Genomic DNA, 18,960 nt, shown 5'->3' on the forward strand with positions numbered 1-18,960 from the left:
GGAGCGGATTCCCAAGTGAGCCGTGACGGTGAGGGAGCGGACGGGTTCCGCCATCGGGCTGAGCACCGCTCCCTGACAGTCGCGGCTCGCTCACCAACGCGCCCTACCCAAGATCGCGCGCCATCTCCTCGCTCGTGGCCGGTGACGCCTGCGTGCCGGGCGGGTTGGCGTACCAGCCGGGGTCGTCGTAGGACGTGATTCCCTCGCGCACCTTCAGAATCGTGAACATGCCGCCCATGGTGATGTAATCGTGCGGCCCGCGGGCCCCGATCATGGGGATGCTGTTGGGCGGGTTGCGCATGCCCATCTCGCCCATGTCGCCCATGCCGTGGTGGCCCATGGTCATATAGCCGGGCAGCACGGGGCGGTAGCGCTGGTCGAAGTCGCCGGGATCGACGCCGATCATGTTCGGGATGCCGTGGCCCATCTGGTTCATCACGTGGTGGGTCATGTGACAGTGCATGGCCCAGTCGCCGGGCTCATCGGCGATGAACTCCACCGAGCGCGTGCTGCCCACGGGCACGAGCACGGTGGTCTCGGGCCACTGCGCCGAAGGCGGAATGTCGCCTCCATCGGTGGCCGTGGTGATGAAGTGGTAGCCGTGCAGGTGAATGGGGTGATGATCCATGGCGCTCAGGTTGCCGAAGCGAAGCCGGACGCGATCCCCTCGTTTGGCCACCAGCGGCGAAGTGCCGGGGAAGCACTTCGCGTTGAGCGTGAGCACGTTGAAGTCAAGCATCACGTTCGGGTCGGGCCGGTAGGTGCCCGGCGTGATGGCCCACTCACTGAGCATGAACACGAAATCGCGATCGACGCGGTACCCCTCGCCCGCATCGCGCGGATGGACCACGATCATGCCCATCATACCCATGCCCATCTGGGTCATCTCGTCGTGATGCGAGTGGTACATGAACGTGCCATGCTGGCGGAAGGTCCACTCGTACTTGAACGTCTCGCCCGGCTGGATGGCCTTCTGGTTGAGTCCGCCCACGCCGTCCATGCCGCTGGGCAGATAAATGCCGTGCCAGTGCACGGTGGTTGGCGCGTGCAGCCGGTTGGTGACGTAGATGCGCACGCGGTCGCCTTCGACCGCCTCGATGGTCGGGCCGTGCACGCGCCCGTTGTAGCCCCAGCATCGCCCGCGAAGCCCGGGCGCGAACTCATGATCCACTTCCTCCGCGATCAGGTGATACACCTTGACGCCGTCCACCACCTTCCAGGGGAGCGCCGCGCCATCGGGCGTGATGACCGGCGTGTAATCGCGCCCCGGCTGACCGGGCGGCAGGAGCGGGCCATTCTTCGGGCCGCCGCTGTAGGAGCGCGACCACCGGTCATCCTGCGCGATCGGGCGACTCGCACGCGTGAAGGCCCGGGGCAGCAGCGCCCCGCCCGGCGCCGCGGCGGCCGCCGCGCCACTCAGCAGCATCTCTCGTCGTGTGAACATGTCAGTGACCTCCCGCGGCGGCGCCGGCTGGGGCGCCCGACTCCATCGACGATCCATTCGCACTGAGATCGCCCGGCGCGCTGCCGCCCGCGAGAATGGCGTCCATCTCGCCCCGCGCCAGCCAGTAGTCGCGCAGCGCCTCGATGAGGCGGCGACCGGCGTCGATCTCGGCCTGCCGCACCTGAATCAGTTGCACGGCCCCGATCTGCATGGCGTTGTAGTCCAGCAGCGTTTCGCGGTAGATGCGGCGCCGCAGCGGCACCAGCACGTCGCGATGGTGGAGCGCGATCTCGCGCGCCGCGCTCAGACGATCGCGCGCCGCCCGCGCCGCGGCGCGAACTTCCACCGCCGTCGCGTAGTGCTCGTGCATCGCCCGTCGAAGGTTGGATGATGCGATGGCCCGCCGCGCCTGCCCCTGGTCGAACAGCGGGATCGGCAGTTCGATCTCCGGCCCGATTTCCCATTCGCCCTCGTCGCGCGTCGCCTCCGCGCCGACCTCGAGGAACTCCAGCAGCGCGGTGCGGTCGGTGAGCCCCGCGCGGGCCGCCGCCGCATCCACACGCAAGCGCCCGGCGGCCAGCGCCAGACTGCGCTCCACGGCCACGCGCTCGACATCATCGGGCAGCGACTCCGTCTCCGGAATGTCGGGCAGACGCAGCGCCAGCCGCCACTCGGTCTGTCCGCCCCATGTGCCCATCAGGATGTTGAGCTGCTCGCGCGCCGCCCGACGTTCGGCCTCGGCGAACGCGGCGCGCAGCCGCGCTTCTTCCAATGCCGCCTGCTCCACCGCCACATCCAGATCGCGCACGTTGCCCGCCCGGTGCAGCCGCGTGACGAACTCCAGCGAGGCCTCCGACGCCAGCAGCACCTGCTTCCACAGTTCGACCGACTGTTCCGCGGCTTGCGCGCGGATGAACGCCGCGTGGGTTCGCGCGGCGTGATCGATCACGGCCGCCGCGACGTCGGCCTGCGCCGCCTCGTACGACGCCTCCGCCGCCCGCACCCGCAGCGGCATGGCGAACACGTCCAGGAAACTCCACGCCACGCCGAACGCCAGGTTCGTGCCATGACCCGCCTCGAGGAACTCCGCGCCCGCGCTGAACACGGGGTTGCGCAGCAGCCCCGCCTGCACCAGCATGGCCTGCGCCACGCCGAGGTCTTCGTACAGCGCCTGCAGCCGCCGGTTGTTGAGCAGGGCCACTTGCACGGCGTGCGGCGCCTCCAGTTCGGCCGCCAGCAACTCGGCGATTCGTGCGTCCGCCGCGTCATCCTCCGCCGCGCCGGTGCGCCAGTGAATGCCATGGTCGGTGCGATCGCCGATCGTCGATTGCACGTTCTCGAAGCCCGGCCGCGCATCCGGCGCCGCGCAGCTGGTCGTCAATGCGATGGCGACGATGGCGGGCACGATTCGTCGCGCCTTCATGGCTGATGATCCTTGTGGTCGTGCGGCTTGCCTGTCGGCACCAGCTTCATGCCGCACTCGGGACAGCGCGACGGCTCGTCGCTGACGACCTCCGGATGCATGGGACAGACGTAGGCGGCCTGCTTCGGCGTTTTACCGGTCGAAGGCGGCGGCGGCTCGCCGGCGCCCAGGTGACCCGGGTGATCGTGGTTCATCTCGCCGCCCGATTTGGCTGGCGCAGGCCCGATGGCCGATGTGAACACCGACCCGTTCGCTGCACGCCCCGCCGACGCCTCGGGATGCCCCGGGTGTTCGCGATCCGGCGTCCACTCGCCCTGATGTGACGCGCACCCGCCCAGCAGGGCCATGACCGCCGCCCATGTCAGTGTGTTCCGTGTCACCATCGAGTCACTCCCCGCGCGCAAGAACAGACGTCCCCGGAGAATGGGCCGGGCGATGACGCGCATCACCCGGCCCGATGTCGTGTGCGAGGGCGCGATCGCCGCCGATCAGCCGCCCTTGCCGTGATGCTCCGCGTGGCCGGTGCCTGTGCCCTGTCCGGCCTTCTCGTGCTGCTTCTTCCACGCGGCGTCGAGCGTAGCGACGTGCTTGGCCGCGTCTTTCATCAGCCCCTTCTTGCAGCCGCCGCAGCACAGCCGCACCAGGCGGTTGCCGATGACGACCTCAACCGGCTCGCCCATGCCGCCCAGTTCCTCGCCGGAGACGAGGCAGGTCTTCAGCGGGTAATGCTCGCGCTGCTTCTCGATGACCTTCTTGTCCAACTCGGCGAGAAACTTCTCCGGCTCGGCGTTGAACTTGCGGGCGCACATGCGGCAGCACACCTTCACCAGCCGGTTGCGGTGGACGATCTCGATGGTCTTGCCCTCTTCGAGGGCATCGCCGCGCACCACGCAGGTGTCGAGCGGGTAGTAGTGCTGCTGCTGCCTGGCGAGTTCGGCGTCGATCTTCTTGAAGTACGTCGCCTTGTCGGCCTCGAGCTTGGCGATGCAGGGCTCGCAGCAGAAGCGGACTTCGCGCCCGTCGATCTCCTTCACCACCGGGTCGCCCATCGACCCCAGTTCCTTGCCCGTGACGGGGCAGGTGGTCAGGGTGTACGGATCGCTCTTGCGATCCTCGACGGTGGCCGCGGCGGCCGCCAGCAGGCCCGCGCCGAACAGCGCGGCGGCGAAACAAGAAAGAACCTTGGTCATGCGCTTCATGGTGATGCTCCTTCGTGTGAACAGGTGGTGGAATCGTATCAGAAGAGAATGCGGAACCCCACGCCCAGTGTGTACGCCATTGGCGGGCGGTGATCGACGTCATCCAGCACGGGCAGCTGGATCGACGCCTCGAACACCCAGTTGCGGGCCTCGTACATGATGCCCGGCCCGATCATCCACTCGTGATCGCCGTTGGTCTCGTACGTGCCGTTCAGTTCCGCCATCAGGTACCACGCGCCTTTCGTGTCGGCGGTGTACTGCGGGGGGTCGATGCGGTAGAGATACGCGAAGTCGGCGTAGAGGATGTCATCCTTGCTGTCGCCGGCGCGGACGAACGACTCGCGCTCGCCGGTGTTGAACTTCCAGCGCAGGGCGGCGTTGACGCCGTGCCGTCCCTGAATGCTGGTGAATACCACGCCGATCATCGGATCCCACGATTCGTTGCCGAAGGGATGCTTGCCGGTGGGAATGTCCAGCCCCGCGAGAATGCTGAAGCGCATGGTGTCGATCGGCCCGGTGTCGTGCTTCCACACGCGCCACTTGGCCATCAGATGCAGGTCGCCGAAGTGAAAATCGGTGGATTCGGTGTCGCTCACGCGCTCCTCCGCCCGGCGGTGAATGAGCGGAATGTTGAGAATCAGCGACAGGTCGTGCGTCAGCCCGTGGGCGATGGTGGTGTCCACCTGGAAGTCGTTGACCACGCGATCGAGATCGGTGGGGTCATCCTCCAGCCGGATGAACTGGTACGTCTGCCGCACCATCGTCACGCCCGGCGAGGGCTGCGCGGCGGAGATGTTGTGGAAGGACTGCTGCGCCGATGCGGCGCCGCTGACGAGCAAGGCGCCCACAATGGACAGACAGGTGACAGTGCGTTGGATGGGCATGTGAACTCCTGATCCAATCAACAAACGACTCGTCCGTGCGCCGCGGCTCTGTGAGCCATGTTCGGGTGTGCCACGGCTCTGTGAGCCGTGCGTGCGTCCCTCGATGACCAACCATGCAGGGTGTGCCGTGTACGACTTCATCACTTCCGCTCCGCGCATCACTCGCGCGCCCGCACGGCCGACACGGCCGTGGCACACGACATGGCGCGCCCGCACGGCCGACACGACCGTGGCACACTTCGATCGATCACGGCGTCTCGACTTTCACCAGCGTGAAGCCGCTCTGATCCACGGCTCGCGCCAGGGCGGCATACGTGGGCGGATTGGCCTTGTCCACATGGACTTTCACCGCGCCGTCGGCGAGGTTGATGTTGACGTCCGTCACGCCGCGCACGCGCCGCAACAGCAGGTCGATGTTGTTGGCGCAGAGCGGGCACGACATGCCATGCACGATCATCGTCACAGGTGACTGACGGACCGGCTCATCAGTCACACCGGCGGACGCGCCGGTCATCGAATCGCCGGTGGTCCTGGTCGAACTGCAGCCCGGCAACACAAGGAGGGCGGCGGCCATCACGGCCATGAACGGAATTTGGAATCGCATGACGGGTTCATCTCCCCGGCCTCGCTCTTCCGAGGGGAGGCGGACCGGCAGGGTCAGTGGTTGATGGAGTGACGAGCACGCCGCAGGGCGCGCAAGGGCGGCGCGAATGAGCGCGCCTAGGTCAACCAGACCCCGATGAACGCGTGGAAGCGGGCGCCCGCCACGGGGCGATGGACCCCGGCGAACACGGGCATGAAGGGGCGATGACTCGACCCGTCGATGCTGAACACGATCCGTCCCACCACGGGGGGCGAAGGCAGTTCCCACCGCTCGTTCGCCTGCGGCCGGGGCGTGGGGGCCACGGGTCGCTGCTCCGGCTCGGCGGGCCTGGCGCAGGGGCAGGCATCCACCGGGCAACACGGGCAAACGCCGCCGCACGTGCCGGGCGTGCCCACGACCATCCCCGCATCACCCGCATTCAGCGCGGCCATACCCCACGCGATGGACATCGCCGGGGTCAGCAGCAGCAGGATGGCGAGCAGGAATCGAAGAGCCATGAAGGGAATCCTACCGTCAACCGCACGGGAAATGAACCGATAAGAGTGTACACCCGGGCCGATTCTGGAATCGGGCGATGCACCATGATCGAGCAGACGCCAACTCCCGCATCCTGTCAAACCCGCCGGGCGTGGCGGTTATTCCGCCGCGTCGTGGTGCTCGCGCTGGTCATCACGCTGGGCTGGTACGGCTTCGGGCGCATCGTCGCCCCGCTTCGGGCGGTGCGGATCGTGGGTCCGGGCCAGTCCGTGCAGCCCGACGCCGCGGCCGAAGTCGCCAGGTCACCGGATGCGGGCGACACAACCGCCGGGGCGGCCGTTCCGCCCGCCGCGCCACCGGCCCGTCCCCCCAGGGCCGCCGCGCAGAACACGCTGCGCCTCGTCACCTGGAACATCGCGCACGGCCGGGGCTTGCACGAATCGAACTTCACCGGCGAGGTTCGGGACACGCGACTGGCGCGGCTGGCCGCCATCGCCCGGACGCTCAAGGAACTCAACGCCGACATCGTGATCCTCAACGAGGCGGACTTCGACTGCTCGTGGTCGCACCGCGTGAATCAGGCGAAGGTGATCGCCTCCGAAGCGGGCTACCCCTGGCGGGCGGAGCAGCGGAACTTCGACGCGTCGATTCCCTTCTTCGCCATGCGCTTCGGCAACGCGGTGCTGAGCCGCTGGCCGATCCGCCACGTCGAGCGCATCGACCACCCCGCCGCGCGCTGGTGGCAGGCGGCCTTGGCCGGGTGGAAGCGCGGCCTGCTCGCCGTAATCGATGTGCCGGGTCTGGGGCGGCTGAACGTGGTCGCCGCCCACCTCGACCAGTCGGCGATGGAAGAGGAGACGCGCATCGCCTCCGCCGAGTCGATCCGCGAGCGGCTGAAGCGCGATGACCTGCCCGCCATCATTGCCGGCGACCTCAACACCGCGCCGCCGGGCTTCCCCCGCGTGGTCGCCAAGCGGCTGGAGCGCACCGCGCTGTCGGTGTTCACCGACGATGGCGCATTCCATACGCTGCCCGTGGCCGACCCCGCGCCCGAGGATGCGACCTACCCCGCCCCCGACCCCAAGCGGGTGATCGACTGGATTCTCGTGCCGAGCGGCTGGCGGATCAACTCCCGCCGCGTGGTGGTGACGGATCTGTCGGATCACGCGCTGGTGGTGATGGAGGTGGGGGTGGGGCGGGTCGTTCGGTAGGGTGGGGTGAGGCCTTGAGAACCCCACCGGGTTTCATCGCGTCTGCACCAAGCGGTGGAATGCCCAAAGCGTCATCCCACCCGACGATGTGCTGCGTCGAATGTGGCCAACGGTTCACCCGGGCGGAGTCGTGGACTCGTCCGTCGAGACCTTCGTGAACACCAGCCGCTCCGCGCCGGGTGGTGCGCCTGGAGCGGTGGAGAGATTGAGCGTGAGTGTCGATCCGTTCGTACTGAATAGATACCTTCCGTGTTGCAGGTAATCCGCCTGTTCGAAACTGTCAAGGATTTCGAGACTTGAACCAGGTGGCGTCAGCAGCGCGGACTTGAACCGCAGCCGGATTGGGTGGCCAACGCCGGGCACTTGCAACAAACCCTCCGGCATTCCTGCCAGGTTGGTGATGTCGTCCGCGCCCTTGATCGTCAGCGACCATCGTGTCGCCTCGGGCTGGTTCTGATCGGCAACGTGCTCCCAGGCGCCCACCAACCGCGCATCGGCTGGCACCCTGAAGGGTGGCCTCGCCGTCCCGTCGGCGCCGCCGGGTACGTCGGTCTCAGAGGGCCGGCGGATCGCACTCACCTCAATGTAGTCATTCGACTCAACGATCGGAGCCGTGCTTGGGTTGCCGCGAACTGTCGAGAGCCGATACGTCGTCGTGCGAGCCATCTGCCCTTCGCCGCGAGTGATCGAGATCTCATGGTCAATGATACTTCCGGCTGTGATGACACTCCCCGCGGACGTGAGCAATTGCATGAGCGTCATCCTCCCGGAGGGCGGAAGGGTGTACACGCCGGGGCGCGCGACCGAACCACCGACGTAGACCTGTCCCGGCAACTCCTGCGGGGCCGGCGCTGCCGTTGAGCCGACGCGCAGCGCCACGAGTTGCTCGCCAAGCGAACGAATCGCCTCCGTCTGCGCGGATTGCGCCCGCCACATCTGCACCGACACCGCCGCCAGCATGAGCAGCACCACGATCATGAGCACGAGGTTCATCTTCTGGAGCATGCGCTCCTCCTTTCTCGCAATCCGCACGCAGGCGCGGCGGATGGAATCGACATCGCCGAATCGCCGCCGCGCCAGGTCGTGCGCCGCGGCGGCGTCATGCCCGTCCGCCGCCAGTTCCTCCTCCAGCCGGGCCAGGTGAAACGTGAACTCATCCTCCAGGTCGCGCGACAGATCCTCATCCGATCGAGGGTCAGGCGTCGGCAGCCAGGGGCGGATGAGATGGCGCAGGGGGAGGGGCATGGGGCGTGAGGAAGCAGGCATTAGGCATTAGGCATTAGGCATTAGGCACTAGGCACTGGGCTCAGGGATTGGGTTGTCGGTTGTCGGAACGCAGCACTCAGCACTCCACACAACGCCGATGGTGGGCCTCGAAGACTCGACCGACCCTACACACAACTCGGAACTCGGAACTCGGAACCCGGAACTCACTCAGCACTCAGCACTCCCCTCTCCCTCGGCGTCCCCATCACGCGCCCGATGGCGGTGGAGAGGTCGCGCCAGAGGTCGGTCTCGGTGCGCAGTTTCTCGCGGCCTTCGCCGGTGAGCGAGTAGAACTTGGCCCGGCGGTTGTTCTCGCTGGGGCGCCAGTCGCTGCGCAGGAAGCCGCGCTTCTCCAAGCGATGCAGCGCGGGATACAACGAACCCTCCTCGACAATAAGCACTTCCTCCGACATCTGCCGAATGCGGCGGGCGATGCCGTAGCCGTGGTTCGACCCGCCTGTCTCAAGCACGCGCAGGATCATCATGTCCAGCGTGCCCTGGAGGAGTTCGGGGGACGTCGAGGATGGTCGGGCGGTGCGCGGTGGCATGGCGTTTCCCCTTGTCATACGAGGGGAGCGTACCGCGCATCCCTAGAATGTCAATGGGTCAGATTGAGAGAACGCTTCGCCGTCTTGAACGATTTGAACGATTTTTCTTCCCCGACCCGAATCCAACCCCAGCCCGACGCCGAAACCACGGGCGTCCACGGCACGTCCGCCGTGGCACGCGGGAACCACCCGCGAACCACATCCATCGCGATTCTGAAGGAGCAACGTCATGCCACGTTCACGCGCTGTTCTTGCGCTCACCTGCGGCGCCCTCATCACCGGCACTCTCGCCGCCGCCTCGAATGACCCCTGGAGCACCTCGTGCAGCAGCGCCAAGAGCGCGCCGGAGTCGGTGCAGTGGGCCATTCCCGCCGAAGCCGGCGACATCATCGACACCGCGGTCGGCGCGGGGAAGTTCAACACCCTGGCCGCGGCCCTCAAGGCGGCGGGTCTGATTGACGCCCTCAAGGGGCCAGGACCCTTCACGGTGTTCGCCCCGACTGATGAGGCGTTCGCCAAGCTGCCCAAGGGCACGGTGGAGAACCTGCTGAAGCCGGAGAACAAGGCGCTTCTCACCTCGATTCTGACGTACCACGTGGTGTCGGGTAAGGCGCCTGCATCAGCCGTCATCAGCAGGAACGGCTGGATCACGCTGAGCGGCCAGCGGATCGACATCGCCATCAGCAACGGCAAGGTGATGGTGGATAATGCCGCCGTCACACAGGCGGACATCATGGCCAGCAACGGCGTGATTCACGTCATCGACACGGTCATCCTGCCGGAGACGAAGAACATTGTTGAGATCGCCTCGGGCGCGAAGACCTTCGGCACGCTGCTCGCAGCGGTGAAAGCGGCTGGCCTTGCCGATGTGCTGATGGGCGAAGGGCCGTTCACAGTGCTGGCGCCGACGGATGAGGCGTTCTCGAAGCTGCCGCCCGGCACGGTGGAATCGCTGCTCAAGCCGGAGAACCGTGAGAAACTGGTGGCGATCCTGACGTACCACGTCATCCCCGGCCGCGCCTACGCCAAGGATGCGGTGGCGGCGGAGACGGCGGCGACGATCGAGGGCTCGAAGGTGCGCTTCCGCGTGGTCGATGGGCGACTGACCGCCAGCGGGGCCAACGTCGTGGCCACGGACATCGAGGCCAGCAACGGCGTGATCCACGTCATCGACGCGGTTATCATGCCCGGGCTGAATTGACCCATGACGGCGGCGGCGTTCATCGCGGAGCGTCGAGCCCCGGTGAGCGCCGCCGCCCGTTTCCGACGCCGATCATTTTTCGTGACCGAAATTCTCCTCCATCGTGTGGCGGCGGGCGATCAGGGGGCCATGCAGGCCCTCATCGATCGTTTTGGAGGGCTGGTCTGGTCGCTGGCCCGTCGCTCCTGTCCCACTGAGGCCGAAGCGGAGGAGGCGGTGCAGGAGATCTTTGTTGATGTGTGGCAGAGCGCGTCGCGGTACGATGCCGCCAGCGGGGCCGAGGCCACCTTCATCGCCACGATTGCCCGCCGACGGCTCATCGACCGACGCCGCAGGAGCGACCGCCAGAAGCGGCTGGTCGAGAGCGTGGGGCGTGAGCGCCCGGACACGGCCCCCGACCGCACCGATGAGGTCGCGCTGGGCGACGAGGCGGCCCGCGCGGCGGCCTTTCTGGCGTCCGTCTCGCCGGAGCAGCAGCGTGTGCTCCGGCTGAGCATCTACCAGGGGCTGTCGCACGAGGAGATCGCCCAGTCCACCGGGCTCCCGCTGGGCACGGTGAAGACGCACATTCGCCGCGGACTCATCAAGTTGCGCGACCTGCTCGCATCGGCCCGCCCCGCGGAGGCGATTGGATAGGAAGATGACCCCCGTCACGCCCCCCAACCCGAACCGGCTTGAGGAACTGCGCTGCGACGCCGCGGCGCAGGGCCTGAGCGACGCCGAGCGCGCCGAGATGGCCGCGCTCCTCGGCGCGGGTGAGGCGAGAGACGCGGATCAGCAGGCCCTTGATCGAGCCGCAGCGGCGCTGATGCTGGCCTTCGCGGCTCAGGAAGGAGATGAACACGCCTCCATGCCCGCATCACTGCGAGCGAAGGTGCATGACGCCGTGGCTCGTGCCCCGCGCGAGGGTGGCTCCGGGGCGGCGCCGAAGTTGCGGCTGGCGGGCACGCCGCAGGATCGCCCGGCGCCGCTGTCAACCCCCGCCACACGGATGAACTGGTTCCCCTGGCTCCTCGCGGCGGCATGTCTCGCTCTGGCGGTGGTGGCGTGGTGGCCGCAGCGAGGCGGGCGCGGAGAAAGTCCCACGCTCGCCGAAGCGCGCCAGCAATTGCTCGCCGCGCCCGGTTCGCGCACCGTGTCATGGGCGCAGAACGATCTGGGCGTCACCGGCGACATCGTGTGGAATAACGAGCGTCAGGAGGGGTACATGCGCTTCGCCGGGCTGCCGGCCAATGATCCGACGGATATCCAGTACCAACTCTGGATCTTCGACGGCAAGCGTCAGCTGCACAACGAGTTCCACGCGGTGGATGGCGGCGTCTTCGACGTTGAGAAACGCGAGGGAGAGGTCATCATCCGCATCACGCCCAAGTTGCGCATCTTCGAACCAGCGCTCTTCGCCATCACCAGCGAGCCGCCCGGCGGCGTGGTCAAGCACACCGACACCGAGAAGCACCGGATTCTGCTGGTTGCTCCGGTCGAGGGATGATCGCTGTGCTCGAATGCGGCGGCGGCATGACGGGCGCGGAGCTCGCCAATCCGGTACAATCGACCCATGGACGCCTCCGCCCCGCCCACGCCCCAGCGACCCGGGCTGCTCTCCCTGCCGGAGATGCTCTTCCAGAACGCCTACGTCTGGATGATCTTCTTCTCCGCGATGGACGTGGTGCTGACAGGGCTCATCCTGCGGTCAGGCGACGGCGTGGGGCTGGACCCCAACCGTGAGATCAACCCCGTGGCTCGCCTCGTCATTGCCCACTGGGGCATGCTGGGGGCGTCCTTCTTCAAGTTCGCCCTGGTGATGCTGGTCATCGTGATCGCCGAGACGATCGGCCGCATGAAGCCAATGGTCGGTCGCACGCTGGCGTGGACGGCTGTGGGCATCTCCGCGTTTCCGGTCGTGTGGTCGCTGACGCTGCTGACGGTCCACCGCATGCATCTCTTTGACCAGGCGGAGGAATCCGGCGGCTCAACGATCGTAATGTCGTTGATGTCGTGAACGACCGAACGGTCACCGTCCCGCGCAGGTGGCGAGGATGTCCTCGACGCTCACGCACAGCCGGATCACCATCTGCGGGTTCTCTTTCTTTTCCGTGTCGGCGTACAACGTTCGCGTGGACAGCGCCATGCCCACGACGTTGCCGCACGCATCCACCACCGGCGCGCCGCTCGACCCGGTGGCGAAGCCCGCGGTAATCTGCAGCCGCCTGCTGGCTTGTTCGCCCTCGCCCAGCAGGCGCGACACCACACCGTCGGTGAGCATGTAGAAGTGGCTCTGAGGGTGGCTGACCACGGCGACGGGCTCGCCAGGCGCCGGGTCGGCCTCGGCCAGCGGCAGCGCCCGCAGATTCGATGCGTCCACGCGCAGAATCGCCACGTCGCGGGCCTCGTCGATGGCCGCCACCGCCACGATGGGGTACACCGTTTCGTCGTGCAGCATGACGGCGCCGACGTGTTCACGGTGCTCCCCCGTGACCACGTGGGCGGCGGTGACGATCCAGCCGTCGGAATGAATCACGAATCCCGTCGCCACGCCGCCATGCCAGTTGGCGCACCGGTCGCACTTGTAGCCGGTATGCACCATGACCGTCGCGTCGCACACGACGCGGTATCGCTCGCTGCCGTTGAGCGACCGCTTCGAGGCCGCGGGCAGCGCGGGCAGTTGCGCCAGCGGCGTCCACGGCAGCGAACCGATGGGTTGCAGCAGGCCCTCGCGCTCCAGCCGCATCATGGCCGTGTTCAGGTCGTTCCGCCTGGCGCGGTCATCCACCTGGGATGGCGGCGGCGGCGACCCGGGGTGCTCCGGCGGTTCCTGCAAGGGGGTGGCAAGCCGCGCCAAACCCAGCGGCATCGCAAGCCAGAGGGCAAGCAGAGTCGTCGGCAGCGAAGGTGAAGGCATCGTCGAACTCCGGTCGTTACGGCGAAGGATGTGCCGTCACTGTACCACGAGCCGACCACCCCGCGGCGGACAACGTCGATGACCGCATGGATGCTGACGGGAACCGCTACACTCTCCGCGTGCGGATCGTGCCTGTTGAACCCGTGATGCTGGAGCAACGCGCCCGAACCTTCACCACGCGCTCCATCAAGCATCAGGCCAAGGCCGCCGGGCTCCGGGTGGCCCTGTCGATGGTGGACCTGACCACGCTCGAAGGCGCGGATACGCCGGAGAAGGTCCGCTCCCTCTGCCGCAAGGCCATCGACCCCCTCTCTGGCGTGTCCCCTCTTGGAGCAAGGCGCTCCGCCGTCACCCTCCCTTCCGTCGCCGCTGTCTGCATCTACCCCGCGCTGCTCCCGGTGGCGAAGCCGATTCTCGCCGGTTCGCCCGTGAAACTTGCTGCGGTGGCCACGGGTTTTCCCAGCGGACAGTTTCCGCTGGACATCCGGCTCGCGGACGTCGCCCGCGCCATCGCCGACGGCGCGGACGAGATCGACATGGTCATCAATCGCGGCGCATTTCTCGCGGGACGGCTCGGTGAGGTGCGCGAGGAGATCAGGCAGGTCTTTCTCGTCTGCCGCGCGGGTGGGGCGCATCTGAAAGTCATCCTGGAAACCGGCGAACTGGGCACGTACGACGCCATCCGCCGCGCCAGTGATCTGGCGATCGACGCCTGCGCCTCGGTCGGCGGCCTGGCTGACGGCGAGGTGTTCATCAAGACCTCCACGGGCAAGGTGAGCGTCAACGCCACGATGCCGGTCACGCTGGTCATGCTGGAGGCGATTCGTGACCACTTCCGCGCCACGGGCGTCCGCATCGGCATGAAGCCGGCTGGCGGCATCCGCGCCGCCAAGACCGCCCTGCACTATCTGGTGATGGTGAAGGAGACACTGGGCGAGGGGTGGCTCACGCCGCGGCTCTTTCGTTTCGGCGCTTCATCGCTGGTCAACGACCTGCTGCGGCAGATCGTGCGGCTGGAGGCCGGGCGGTATGTGTCGGTCGATGACTTCGCGGAGGCGTAAGAGCGTCCTGTCAGCGATCCACGCGCGTGAGCCGAGCGTTACCGATCCTTCCGCCTGGGCCGCCGGTTCGGTCCCCGCTTCCACGCGGGCAGGGGCGGCTTGGGCGCGCCCAGCGGTTTCCGACGCGGGCGGGGTGGCGGGCCTTCTTCGGATCGCGGGCTGATCGCGTTCGTGTCACGAGTACGTGAGTCATCGCGAGGAGGCGGCCCATCTGATTGGGTCGCCGAATCCGGATCGCCGATCTGGGGCCTCCGGCCCCCGCTCTCCTTCCCCATGATGAACAGGTAGTTGAACCCGCGAAGGAAGAAGTTGCCCTGCTCCGCCGCGGCGCGGTAGTTGCCCATTTCCAGCGTGCGGTTGTGGCGCGTCACGGCGATGATGTCCACCGGCGTGAAGCGCCGACGCAGCATGGCGAACAACTCGAAGCCGATGGGGAAGAACCCCCTGCCCTTGATGAACGAGTCGCTGACGTAGAGCGCCATCGCACGCTCGGGGCGCAGGATGCGGTCGATCTCGTCGATGACCTGCTCCATGGCCTCGTAGTACGAGCCGTCCGCCGCGCTGAGTTTGCCGATGCAGCGTGGGTCATCGGAGTAGTCGATGTGGGTGGAGTAGGGCGGGTCGATGAAGACAAAGTCGGCCTTCCCGTCCTCCAGGGGCAACGCGCGGGCATCGGCGCGGAAGATGTCTGGCCGGGTGGGCGACAGGTCGTAGCCGAGCGCCCGGCGGTCCAGATCGCGGGCCACATCCAGCGTCGTCCCGCTGCCGGCGCAGGGGTCCACCACCAGGTCGCCTGGCTCGGTGTATCGTTGCAGCAGGTTCCAGATGATGTAGCTGGGCGTGGCGCCCTTGTAGCGGGGGTTGCCCTGCACGCCGTCGCCGTAGTGCTGCGAGGGATAGTCCCACAGCGTGGTCGGCTGCAGCACGAGAGGCGGCTTGCCGCGCCGCCGCGGGCCGAGACCGGGATGGGTCGCTGGATGGCGGGCGCGGAAATCGCCGCCGTCTGCCTTGCGGAAATCCGGCTCGTGCGACCGGACCCCGCCGCGAGGCCCTCCGCCCGAGCGAGGGCCGAAGCGCGGTGGACCCTTGAACCCGCGAGGCGGTTGACCATCCGGCCCGCGGCGCGGACCCTTGTTCGATCGGGGGCGAGGTGGCATAAGGAATCGTAGGGGTGTGTTCCACCAAGCGCGTGAGAAACGGTTTGGCGGATCGCTACGTCTTCTTCCGAGCGGCTTTTTTCTTGGATTCCGCCTCGCGGGCACGTCGCTTCTCGCGCATCTGCTGTTTGTGCTTGAGCAGTTTCTTCGCCTCGCGGACGTCCGCCTTGCTGGAGTCCGGCGTAATGGTGAGACGGGTCGAGGAGTTCGAAGCATCCGTCTCCGGCGCGGCGGTGGATTCGGACTTGGCGGCGGTCGTGGCACTGTCCACCGGCTTGGCATCGGCGGAGTTGTCGGCGGTCTTCGGCGCGGCGTCCTTCTTCCCGTCGCCTCCTGTGGCGGACTTGCTCTCCTGCTCCGCGGCTTTCTTGTAGCTCTCGCTTCGGTAGTCGGTCTCGTAGAAGCCGCCGCCCTTGAAGATGACGCCTGCGCCCACGCCGATGAGCCGCTCCAGCTTCAGCTTGCCGCACTTGGGGCACTTGCGCTGCACCGGCGCGGTGATGGACTGAAAGAGCTCGAACTCGTGGCCGCAGGCGCGGCAGACGTAGTCGTAGGTTGGCATGGTCAACGTCTCGTCGATCGGCCAAGAGTCAGACAGGACCGATCCGACACTACGTGATCGGACGGCCCTGACGATCTGGCATGAGCCGACAACTGTTGCCCCGATGGGGCTCGTTGGCAACCCGGATCAGACTGCTCATCAAATCCCCGCCGCCATCAGCCGCGTTTGTCACCTGGTCGGCGGCAGCGTGCGGTTGGTCAGCAGCAGGCCGTCGGCTCGGGCTTCCAGCCGCCAGATGGAAGGGCCGATGTGCTCCTTGAGGAAGGCCATGTCTGGCAGGTCCGGCGCCATGCCCATGGGGGCTCCGAACTGTTCGCCCATGCCCGCCGCCATGCCTCCCACGAACGAGGAGAAGAGCGTGAAGAGCGAACTGGTGTCCGAGTAGCCCCAGCCGATGACAGGCCCTCGTCCCAGGTGGCTCGCCGCCGCCTTGAAGACCGGCGAGCCAGCCAGCGTGGCCTCGCCGGTCAGGCCGGCGGCCCGCAGGGCGTCCTCCACGGCGAGGGGGGGACCAACGAACAGGTGCCCGGCGCCGAGACCAATGGCGACCGGGGCGAAATCGCCGCTGTAGATGGTGTGCCCCTGGAAGTTGCGCGGCTCCATGCCCCCCTGCGGCGCATACTGAGCCACGACGCCCTCCACCTTGGCGGCGTCGGTGCAGCGCATCGCCACCACCATGCCGTCATCGCCCATCGTCACCAGGTGCATCTCGCGCCCCATGTTGCCGAAGAGCGTGCGCAGATCGGGCTCCAGTTCGGCCATGATGTCCTCGCCCTGCATGGCGAGTTCCGGCACGCTGGCCATCACGGCCTTCACCAGGTCGAGCAGACCGTTGAAATTGAAGTTCATGCGCACGTAGCTGGCGGCGTCGGCGCTCACGAAGGACGGAACCGCGGTCGAGGCCTCGCCGGGCTCCATCAGCCCCAGCAGCCCGGTGCGCTCGCCCGCCAGCAGCAGGCCGACGCGCTGCGTCATCATCGAGCCCTCGTCGGCCATGTCCATTGACATGGACATGGCCTTGATGTTGGCCAGCCCCAGCATGCGCATCGGCTGGGCCAGCGTGGGGCCCATGAACATCATCATCGGCTGCATGTTGGCGATCTTCAGCAGGCCGTCGATCATGACGACCACGCGCCCGTCCGCCCTGCCCGACTGCTCCACCGCCGCGTGCCAGGTGGTGTTGTCGCGCAGCGATCGCATCTTGCGGCCCTCCAGCGCGTGAAGGGCGTTCTCGAGCACCGTCACGTTGGTGGACGCCAGCAGCATGCCGTCGGCGTGCGTCACGAAGAGCGTGTCCACGCCGACCATCATGGGTTCGAGCATGGACATGGGGTCATCCATGTTCATGCCGCCGAAGTCGTCTTCGTCGTCGTCCACGTCGGCCTCGGGGTCACGCAGCGGCACGGCGAAGGCGCGGCGGCCCAGGATGTCGCGCTCCTTGATCTCGGCTCCCATCATGCCCATCTGGTCCTCGGCCATGGTGAAGATGGCTTCGAGCGCCTTGGCGTCGCCGAAATCCGCCATCACCATGAAGCCCGCGGTGTCGAAGCCGTAGGCGTCATTCATCGCGGTGAAGAGGGCCATGCCCACCGCCCCGCGGGGCGCGCCGAGCGACCCGGCGGGCAGGTTCATCTCCTCCTCCATCATGCTCAGCATCTCGCCGATCTGGTCGAAGCCGGCGCGCACGTCGGCCAGCTCCTTGGCGGCGAAGACCGGCGCCAGCGGGCCGTTGCGCACGCGATCAAGCGTGGCGCCCATGTTGTCCATGCCGATCACCACCACGCTGGACTCGGGCGCCAGATCCTGAATGGTGCGCTGGGCGAACACGGGGGCGGCGACGATGGCCAGCGCCCCGAGCAGGGCGAAACGTGTCTTCATCGGAGAATCCTCGTGTGTGGAGCGTGTTTCGAGTGTATTCGGTCAATCGGCCGCCGTGTTTCGGCCCCGCCCCTGGCGACAAATCCGCTACCCGCGACTCTCAGGGGTGCTGGAGCGAGGAAGATGACCCGCCGGACCCCTGGCTTGTTCCGTCCTTCAGCGCGGGTGGCGGGCCGAAGCGCTTTCTGGCCGGGGGCACGTGATAATTGTGCCCGCTGTTGGGGTTGGCGGCGTCGTAGGCGAAGGCCTCGCGGTTGCGGATGAAGTCCTTGACGTACCGGGCGGGGATGGCGAAGCCCAGCGACTCGCCTCCGGGAATGCCCATGTTGGTGATGCCGATCACCTCACCCCGCGTATTGAAGAGCGGCCCGCCGGAGTTGCCAGGGTTGATGGCGGCGTCGGTCTGGATGTAGGTCAGCCCCTCGAAGTTCCGCCGCGTGGTTGACACCACGCCCTGGCTGAGCGTGCGCTCCAGGCCCAGCGGGTTGCCGATGGCGAAGACGCTCTGACCGGCCTCCAGCTCCTCGGCGTCGTCCAGCGGCGCGAAGTGGAACTCGCCCCCCTCCGGGTGCTTCAGACGCAGGAGAGCGAGATCAACGTGGTTGTTCAGCGCGAGAAGTTCCACGTCTTCGATGATGACGCGGCGGAGCGTACCGTCCCGCTCGGGGAACCACACCGTGGCCTTGAGGGCCGTTTCACCCTGCACCACGTGGGCGTTGGTGATGGCGTAGCCCTCGGGATTGATGATCACGCCCGAACCCAGCCCGCTGGGGGTGGACACCTTGATGACCGCCGGACCGATGCGCTTGGCATGCTCCTTGGGGCTCAGTTCCGGCAGGTTCGTGGCGGTGCGGAAGAGGGATTCCGCCTTCACATCCACCGCCCCGCCCGCATCGGCGATCTCCACGGTGTCGATCGACTCCATCGTCAGCTCCAGCACCGTGGGACCGATGTCGAGCCACAGCCGCTGATCCGTGCGCTTGATGACCGTTCCCTCCAGCGTGCGCCCGTTGCGCAGCTTCACGGTGTCGGCGAGCCCGGCGAAGGCCAGCAGGAAGGCGGCGAGACCCGTACTCAACCCGATGGTGGTGTGTCGGTTCATTGGAAGTGCTGGGTACCGTGTAGCGTGTGGGCCGAGCCGCGAGA

Annotated in this window: 20 protein-coding genes; 6 read left to right on the forward strand and 14 right to left on the reverse strand. The window is 67.2% G+C overall.

Translation table 11 applies throughout. The annotated features are described in order from the left end of the window. Window positions 1–103 precede the first annotated feature (103 nt). From HRU76_01830 to HRU76_01860, 7 genes are all read right to left on the reverse strand, one after another. On the reverse strand, window positions 104–1,444 hold the full coding sequence (locus HRU76_01830; protein QOJ16403.1) for a copper oxidase: 1,341 nt from the start codon (window positions 1,442–1,444) through the stop codon (window positions 104–106). Window position 1,445: 1 nt separating this feature from the next. Next, window positions 1,446–2,867, reverse strand: coding sequence for a TolC family protein (locus tag HRU76_01835; GenBank protein ID QOJ16404.1), 1,422 nt, complete (start codon window positions 2,865–2,867; stop codon window positions 1,446–1,448). After that, entirely contained in the window at window positions 2,864–3,214 is a 351-nt protein-coding gene (locus HRU76_01840; protein ID QOJ16405.1) for a hypothetical protein, read from the reverse strand. Before HRU76_01840 ends, HRU76_01835 begins: the two co-directional genes overlap by 4 nt. A gap of 141 nt (window positions 3,215–3,355) precedes the next feature. Beyond that, window positions 3,356–4,066, reverse strand: a complete 711-nt coding sequence (locus tag HRU76_01845) for a hypothetical protein (protein QOJ16406.1) — start codon at window positions 4,064–4,066, stop codon at window positions 3,356–3,358. A 38-nt stretch (window positions 4,067–4,104) separates the two neighbouring features. Next, window positions 4,105–4,950: a transporter gene (locus HRU76_01850; protein QOJ16407.1), complete on the reverse strand. Its 846-nt coding sequence runs from the start codon at window positions 4,948–4,950 to the stop codon at window positions 4,105–4,107. A gap of 247 nt (window positions 4,951–5,197) precedes the next feature. Further along, on the reverse strand, window positions 5,198–5,554 hold the full coding sequence (locus tag HRU76_01855; GenBank protein ID QOJ16408.1) for a heavy-metal-associated domain-containing protein: 357 nt from the start codon (window positions 5,552–5,554) through the stop codon (window positions 5,198–5,200). Between the two features lie 116 nt (window positions 5,555–5,670). Further along, a complete protein-coding gene (locus HRU76_01860) occupies window positions 5,671–6,051 on the reverse strand; it encodes a hypothetical protein (GenBank protein QOJ16409.1) in 381 nt (126 codons plus the stop codon). Window positions 6,052–6,135: 84 nt separating this feature from the next. Here HRU76_01860 and HRU76_01865 point away from each other — a divergent pair, with 84 nt between their 5' ends. After that, on the forward strand, window positions 6,136–7,242 hold the full coding sequence (locus HRU76_01865) for an endonuclease/exonuclease/phosphatase family protein (GenBank protein QOJ16410.1): 1,107 nt from the start codon (window positions 6,136–6,138) through the stop codon (window positions 7,240–7,242). A 114-nt stretch (window positions 7,243–7,356) separates the two neighbouring features. On the opposite strand, the gene HRU76_01870 is transcribed toward HRU76_01865, so the two are convergent. After that, window positions 7,357–8,247 (reverse strand): hypothetical protein, encoded by an 891-nt coding sequence (locus tag HRU76_01870; GenBank protein ID QOJ16411.1) that lies wholly within the window; start codon window positions 8,245–8,247, stop codon window positions 7,357–7,359. Window positions 8,248–8,672: 425 nt separating this feature from the next. Beyond that, complete coding sequence (locus HRU76_01875) at window positions 8,673–9,056, reverse strand: PadR family transcriptional regulator (protein ID QOJ16412.1); 384 nt, start codon at window positions 9,054–9,056, stop codon at window positions 8,673–8,675. Window positions 9,057–9,285: 229 nt separating this feature from the next. Between HRU76_01875 and HRU76_01880 the strand changes: the two genes are divergently transcribed. The 4 genes from HRU76_01880 (at window position 9,286) to HRU76_01895 (ending at window position 12,256) form a co-directional block, all read left to right on the forward strand. Then, entirely contained in the window at window positions 9,286–10,257 is a 972-nt protein-coding gene (locus tag HRU76_01880; protein ID QOJ16413.1) for a fasciclin domain-containing protein, read from the forward strand. Window positions 10,258–10,338: 81 nt separating this feature from the next. Next, entirely contained in the window at window positions 10,339–10,893 is a 555-nt protein-coding gene (locus HRU76_01885) for a sigma-70 family RNA polymerase sigma factor (GenBank protein QOJ16414.1), read from the forward strand. A gap of 4 nt (window positions 10,894–10,897) precedes the next feature. Beyond that, window positions 10,898–11,746 (forward strand): anti-sigma factor, encoded by an 849-nt coding sequence (locus HRU76_01890; protein ID QOJ16415.1) that lies wholly within the window; start codon window positions 10,898–10,900, stop codon window positions 11,744–11,746. Between the two features lie 66 nt (window positions 11,747–11,812). Continuing rightward, window positions 11,813–12,256: a hypothetical protein gene (locus HRU76_01895; GenBank protein QOJ16416.1), complete on the forward strand. Its 444-nt coding sequence runs from the start codon at window positions 11,813–11,815 to the stop codon at window positions 12,254–12,256. 12 nt (window positions 12,257–12,268) lie between these two features. On the opposite strand, the gene HRU76_01900 is transcribed toward HRU76_01895, so the two are convergent. Beyond that, window positions 12,269–13,156, reverse strand: coding sequence for a trypsin-like peptidase domain-containing protein (locus HRU76_01900; GenBank protein QOJ16417.1), 888 nt, complete (start codon window positions 13,154–13,156; stop codon window positions 12,269–12,271). A gap of 86 nt (window positions 13,157–13,242) precedes the next feature. Between HRU76_01900 and deoC the strand changes: the two genes are divergently transcribed. Then, on the forward strand, window positions 13,243–14,217 hold the full coding sequence (gene deoC / locus HRU76_01905; protein ID QOJ16418.1) for a deoxyribose-phosphate aldolase: 975 nt from the start codon (window positions 13,243–13,245) through the stop codon (window positions 14,215–14,217). A gap of 38 nt (window positions 14,218–14,255) precedes the next feature. Here the strand turns inward: deoC and HRU76_01910 are convergent, their stop codons facing one another. The 4 genes from HRU76_01910 to HRU76_01925 all read right to left on the reverse strand — a co-directional run bounded on the left by HRU76_01910 (window position 14,256) and on the right by HRU76_01925 (window position 18,916). Beyond that, window positions 14,256–15,374 carry a hypothetical protein gene (locus HRU76_01910; GenBank protein ID QOJ16419.1) on the reverse strand — a complete coding sequence of 373 codons (1,119 nt, stop codon included), beginning with the start codon at window positions 15,372–15,374 and terminating at the stop codon, window positions 14,256–14,258. Between the two features lie 55 nt (window positions 15,375–15,429). Continuing rightward, a complete protein-coding gene (locus HRU76_01915; GenBank protein QOJ16420.1) occupies window positions 15,430–15,936 on the reverse strand; it encodes a zinc ribbon domain-containing protein in 507 nt (168 codons plus the stop codon). A gap of 168 nt (window positions 15,937–16,104) precedes the next feature. Further along, window positions 16,105–17,814: a hypothetical protein gene (locus HRU76_01920; protein QOJ16421.1), complete on the reverse strand. Its 1,710-nt coding sequence runs from the start codon at window positions 17,812–17,814 to the stop codon at window positions 16,105–16,107. Between the two features lie 100 nt (window positions 17,815–17,914). Then, the gene (locus tag HRU76_01925; GenBank protein QOJ16422.1) at window positions 17,915–18,916 is read right to left on the reverse strand and encodes a trypsin-like peptidase domain-containing protein; all 1,002 of its coding nucleotides are present in this window, start codon (window positions 18,914–18,916) and stop codon (window positions 17,915–17,917) included. Between the last annotated feature and the right edge of the window lie 44 nt (window positions 18,917–18,960).

The organism is Phycisphaeraceae bacterium (assembly GCA_015709595.1).
Classification (GTDB): domain Bacteria; phylum Planctomycetota; class Phycisphaerae; order Phycisphaerales; family SM1A02; genus CAADGA01.

Bases quoted from the DNA above. Each gene is read 5' to 3' on its own strand.
- HRU76_01845 (QOJ16406.1), bottom strand. From the start codon at position 4,066: ATGAAGCGCATGACCAAGGTTCTTTCTTGTTTCGCCGCCGCGCTGTTC.
- HRU76_01830 (QOJ16403.1), bottom strand. From the start codon at position 1,444: ATGTTCACACGACGAGAGATGCTGCTGAGTGGCGCGGCGGCCGCCGCG.
- HRU76_01875 (QOJ16412.1), bottom strand. From the start codon at position 9,056: ATGCCACCGCGCACCGCCCGACCATCCTCGACGTCCCCCGAACTCCTC.
- HRU76_01855 (QOJ16408.1), bottom strand. From the start codon at position 5,554: ATGCGATTCCAAATTCCGTTCATGGCCGTGATGGCCGCCGCCCTCCTT.
- HRU76_01900 (QOJ16417.1), bottom strand. From the start codon at position 13,156: ATGCCTTCACCTTCGCTGCCGACGACTCTGCTTGCCCTCTGGCTTGCG.
- HRU76_01895 (QOJ16416.1), top strand. From the start codon at position 11,813: ATGGACGCCTCCGCCCCGCCCACGCCCCAGCGACCCGGGCTGCTCTCC.
- HRU76_01890 (QOJ16415.1), top strand. From the start codon at position 10,898: ATGACCCCCGTCACGCCCCCCAACCCGAACCGGCTTGAGGAACTGCGC.
- HRU76_01860 (QOJ16409.1), bottom strand. From the start codon at position 6,051: ATGGCTCTTCGATTCCTGCTCGCCATCCTGCTGCTGCTGACCCCGGCG.
- HRU76_01840 (QOJ16405.1), bottom strand. From the start codon at position 3,214: ATGGCCCTGCTGGGCGGGTGCGCGTCACATCAGGGCGAGTGGACGCCG.
- HRU76_01925 (QOJ16422.1), bottom strand. From the start codon at position 18,916: ATGAACCGACACACCACCATCGGGTTGAGTACGGGTCTCGCCGCCTTC.
- HRU76_01850 (QOJ16407.1), bottom strand. From the start codon at position 4,950: ATGCCCATCCAACGCACTGTCACCTGTCTGTCCATTGTGGGCGCCTTG.
- HRU76_01870 (QOJ16411.1), bottom strand. From the start codon at position 8,247: ATGCTCCAGAAGATGAACCTCGTGCTCATGATCGTGGTGCTGCTCATG.
- HRU76_01835 (QOJ16404.1), bottom strand. From the start codon at position 2,867: ATGAAGGCGCGACGAATCGTGCCCGCCATCGTCGCCATCGCATTGACG.
- HRU76_01915 (QOJ16420.1), bottom strand. From the start codon at position 15,936: ATGCCAACCTACGACTACGTCTGCCGCGCCTGCGGCCACGAGTTCGAG.
- HRU76_01880 (QOJ16413.1), top strand. From the start codon at position 9,286: ATGCCACGTTCACGCGCTGTTCTTGCGCTCACCTGCGGCGCCCTCATC.
- HRU76_01865 (QOJ16410.1), top strand. From the start codon at position 6,136: ATGATCGAGCAGACGCCAACTCCCGCATCCTGTCAAACCCGCCGGGCG.
- HRU76_01910 (QOJ16419.1), bottom strand. From the start codon at position 15,374: ATGCCACCTCGCCCCCGATCGAACAAGGGTCCGCGCCGCGGGCCGGAT.
- HRU76_01920 (QOJ16421.1), bottom strand. From the start codon at position 17,814: ATGAAGACACGTTTCGCCCTGCTCGGGGCGCTGGCCATCGTCGCCGCC.
- deoC (QOJ16418.1), top strand. From the start codon at position 13,243: ATGGATGCTGACGGGAACCGCTACACTCTCCGCGTGCGGATCGTGCCT.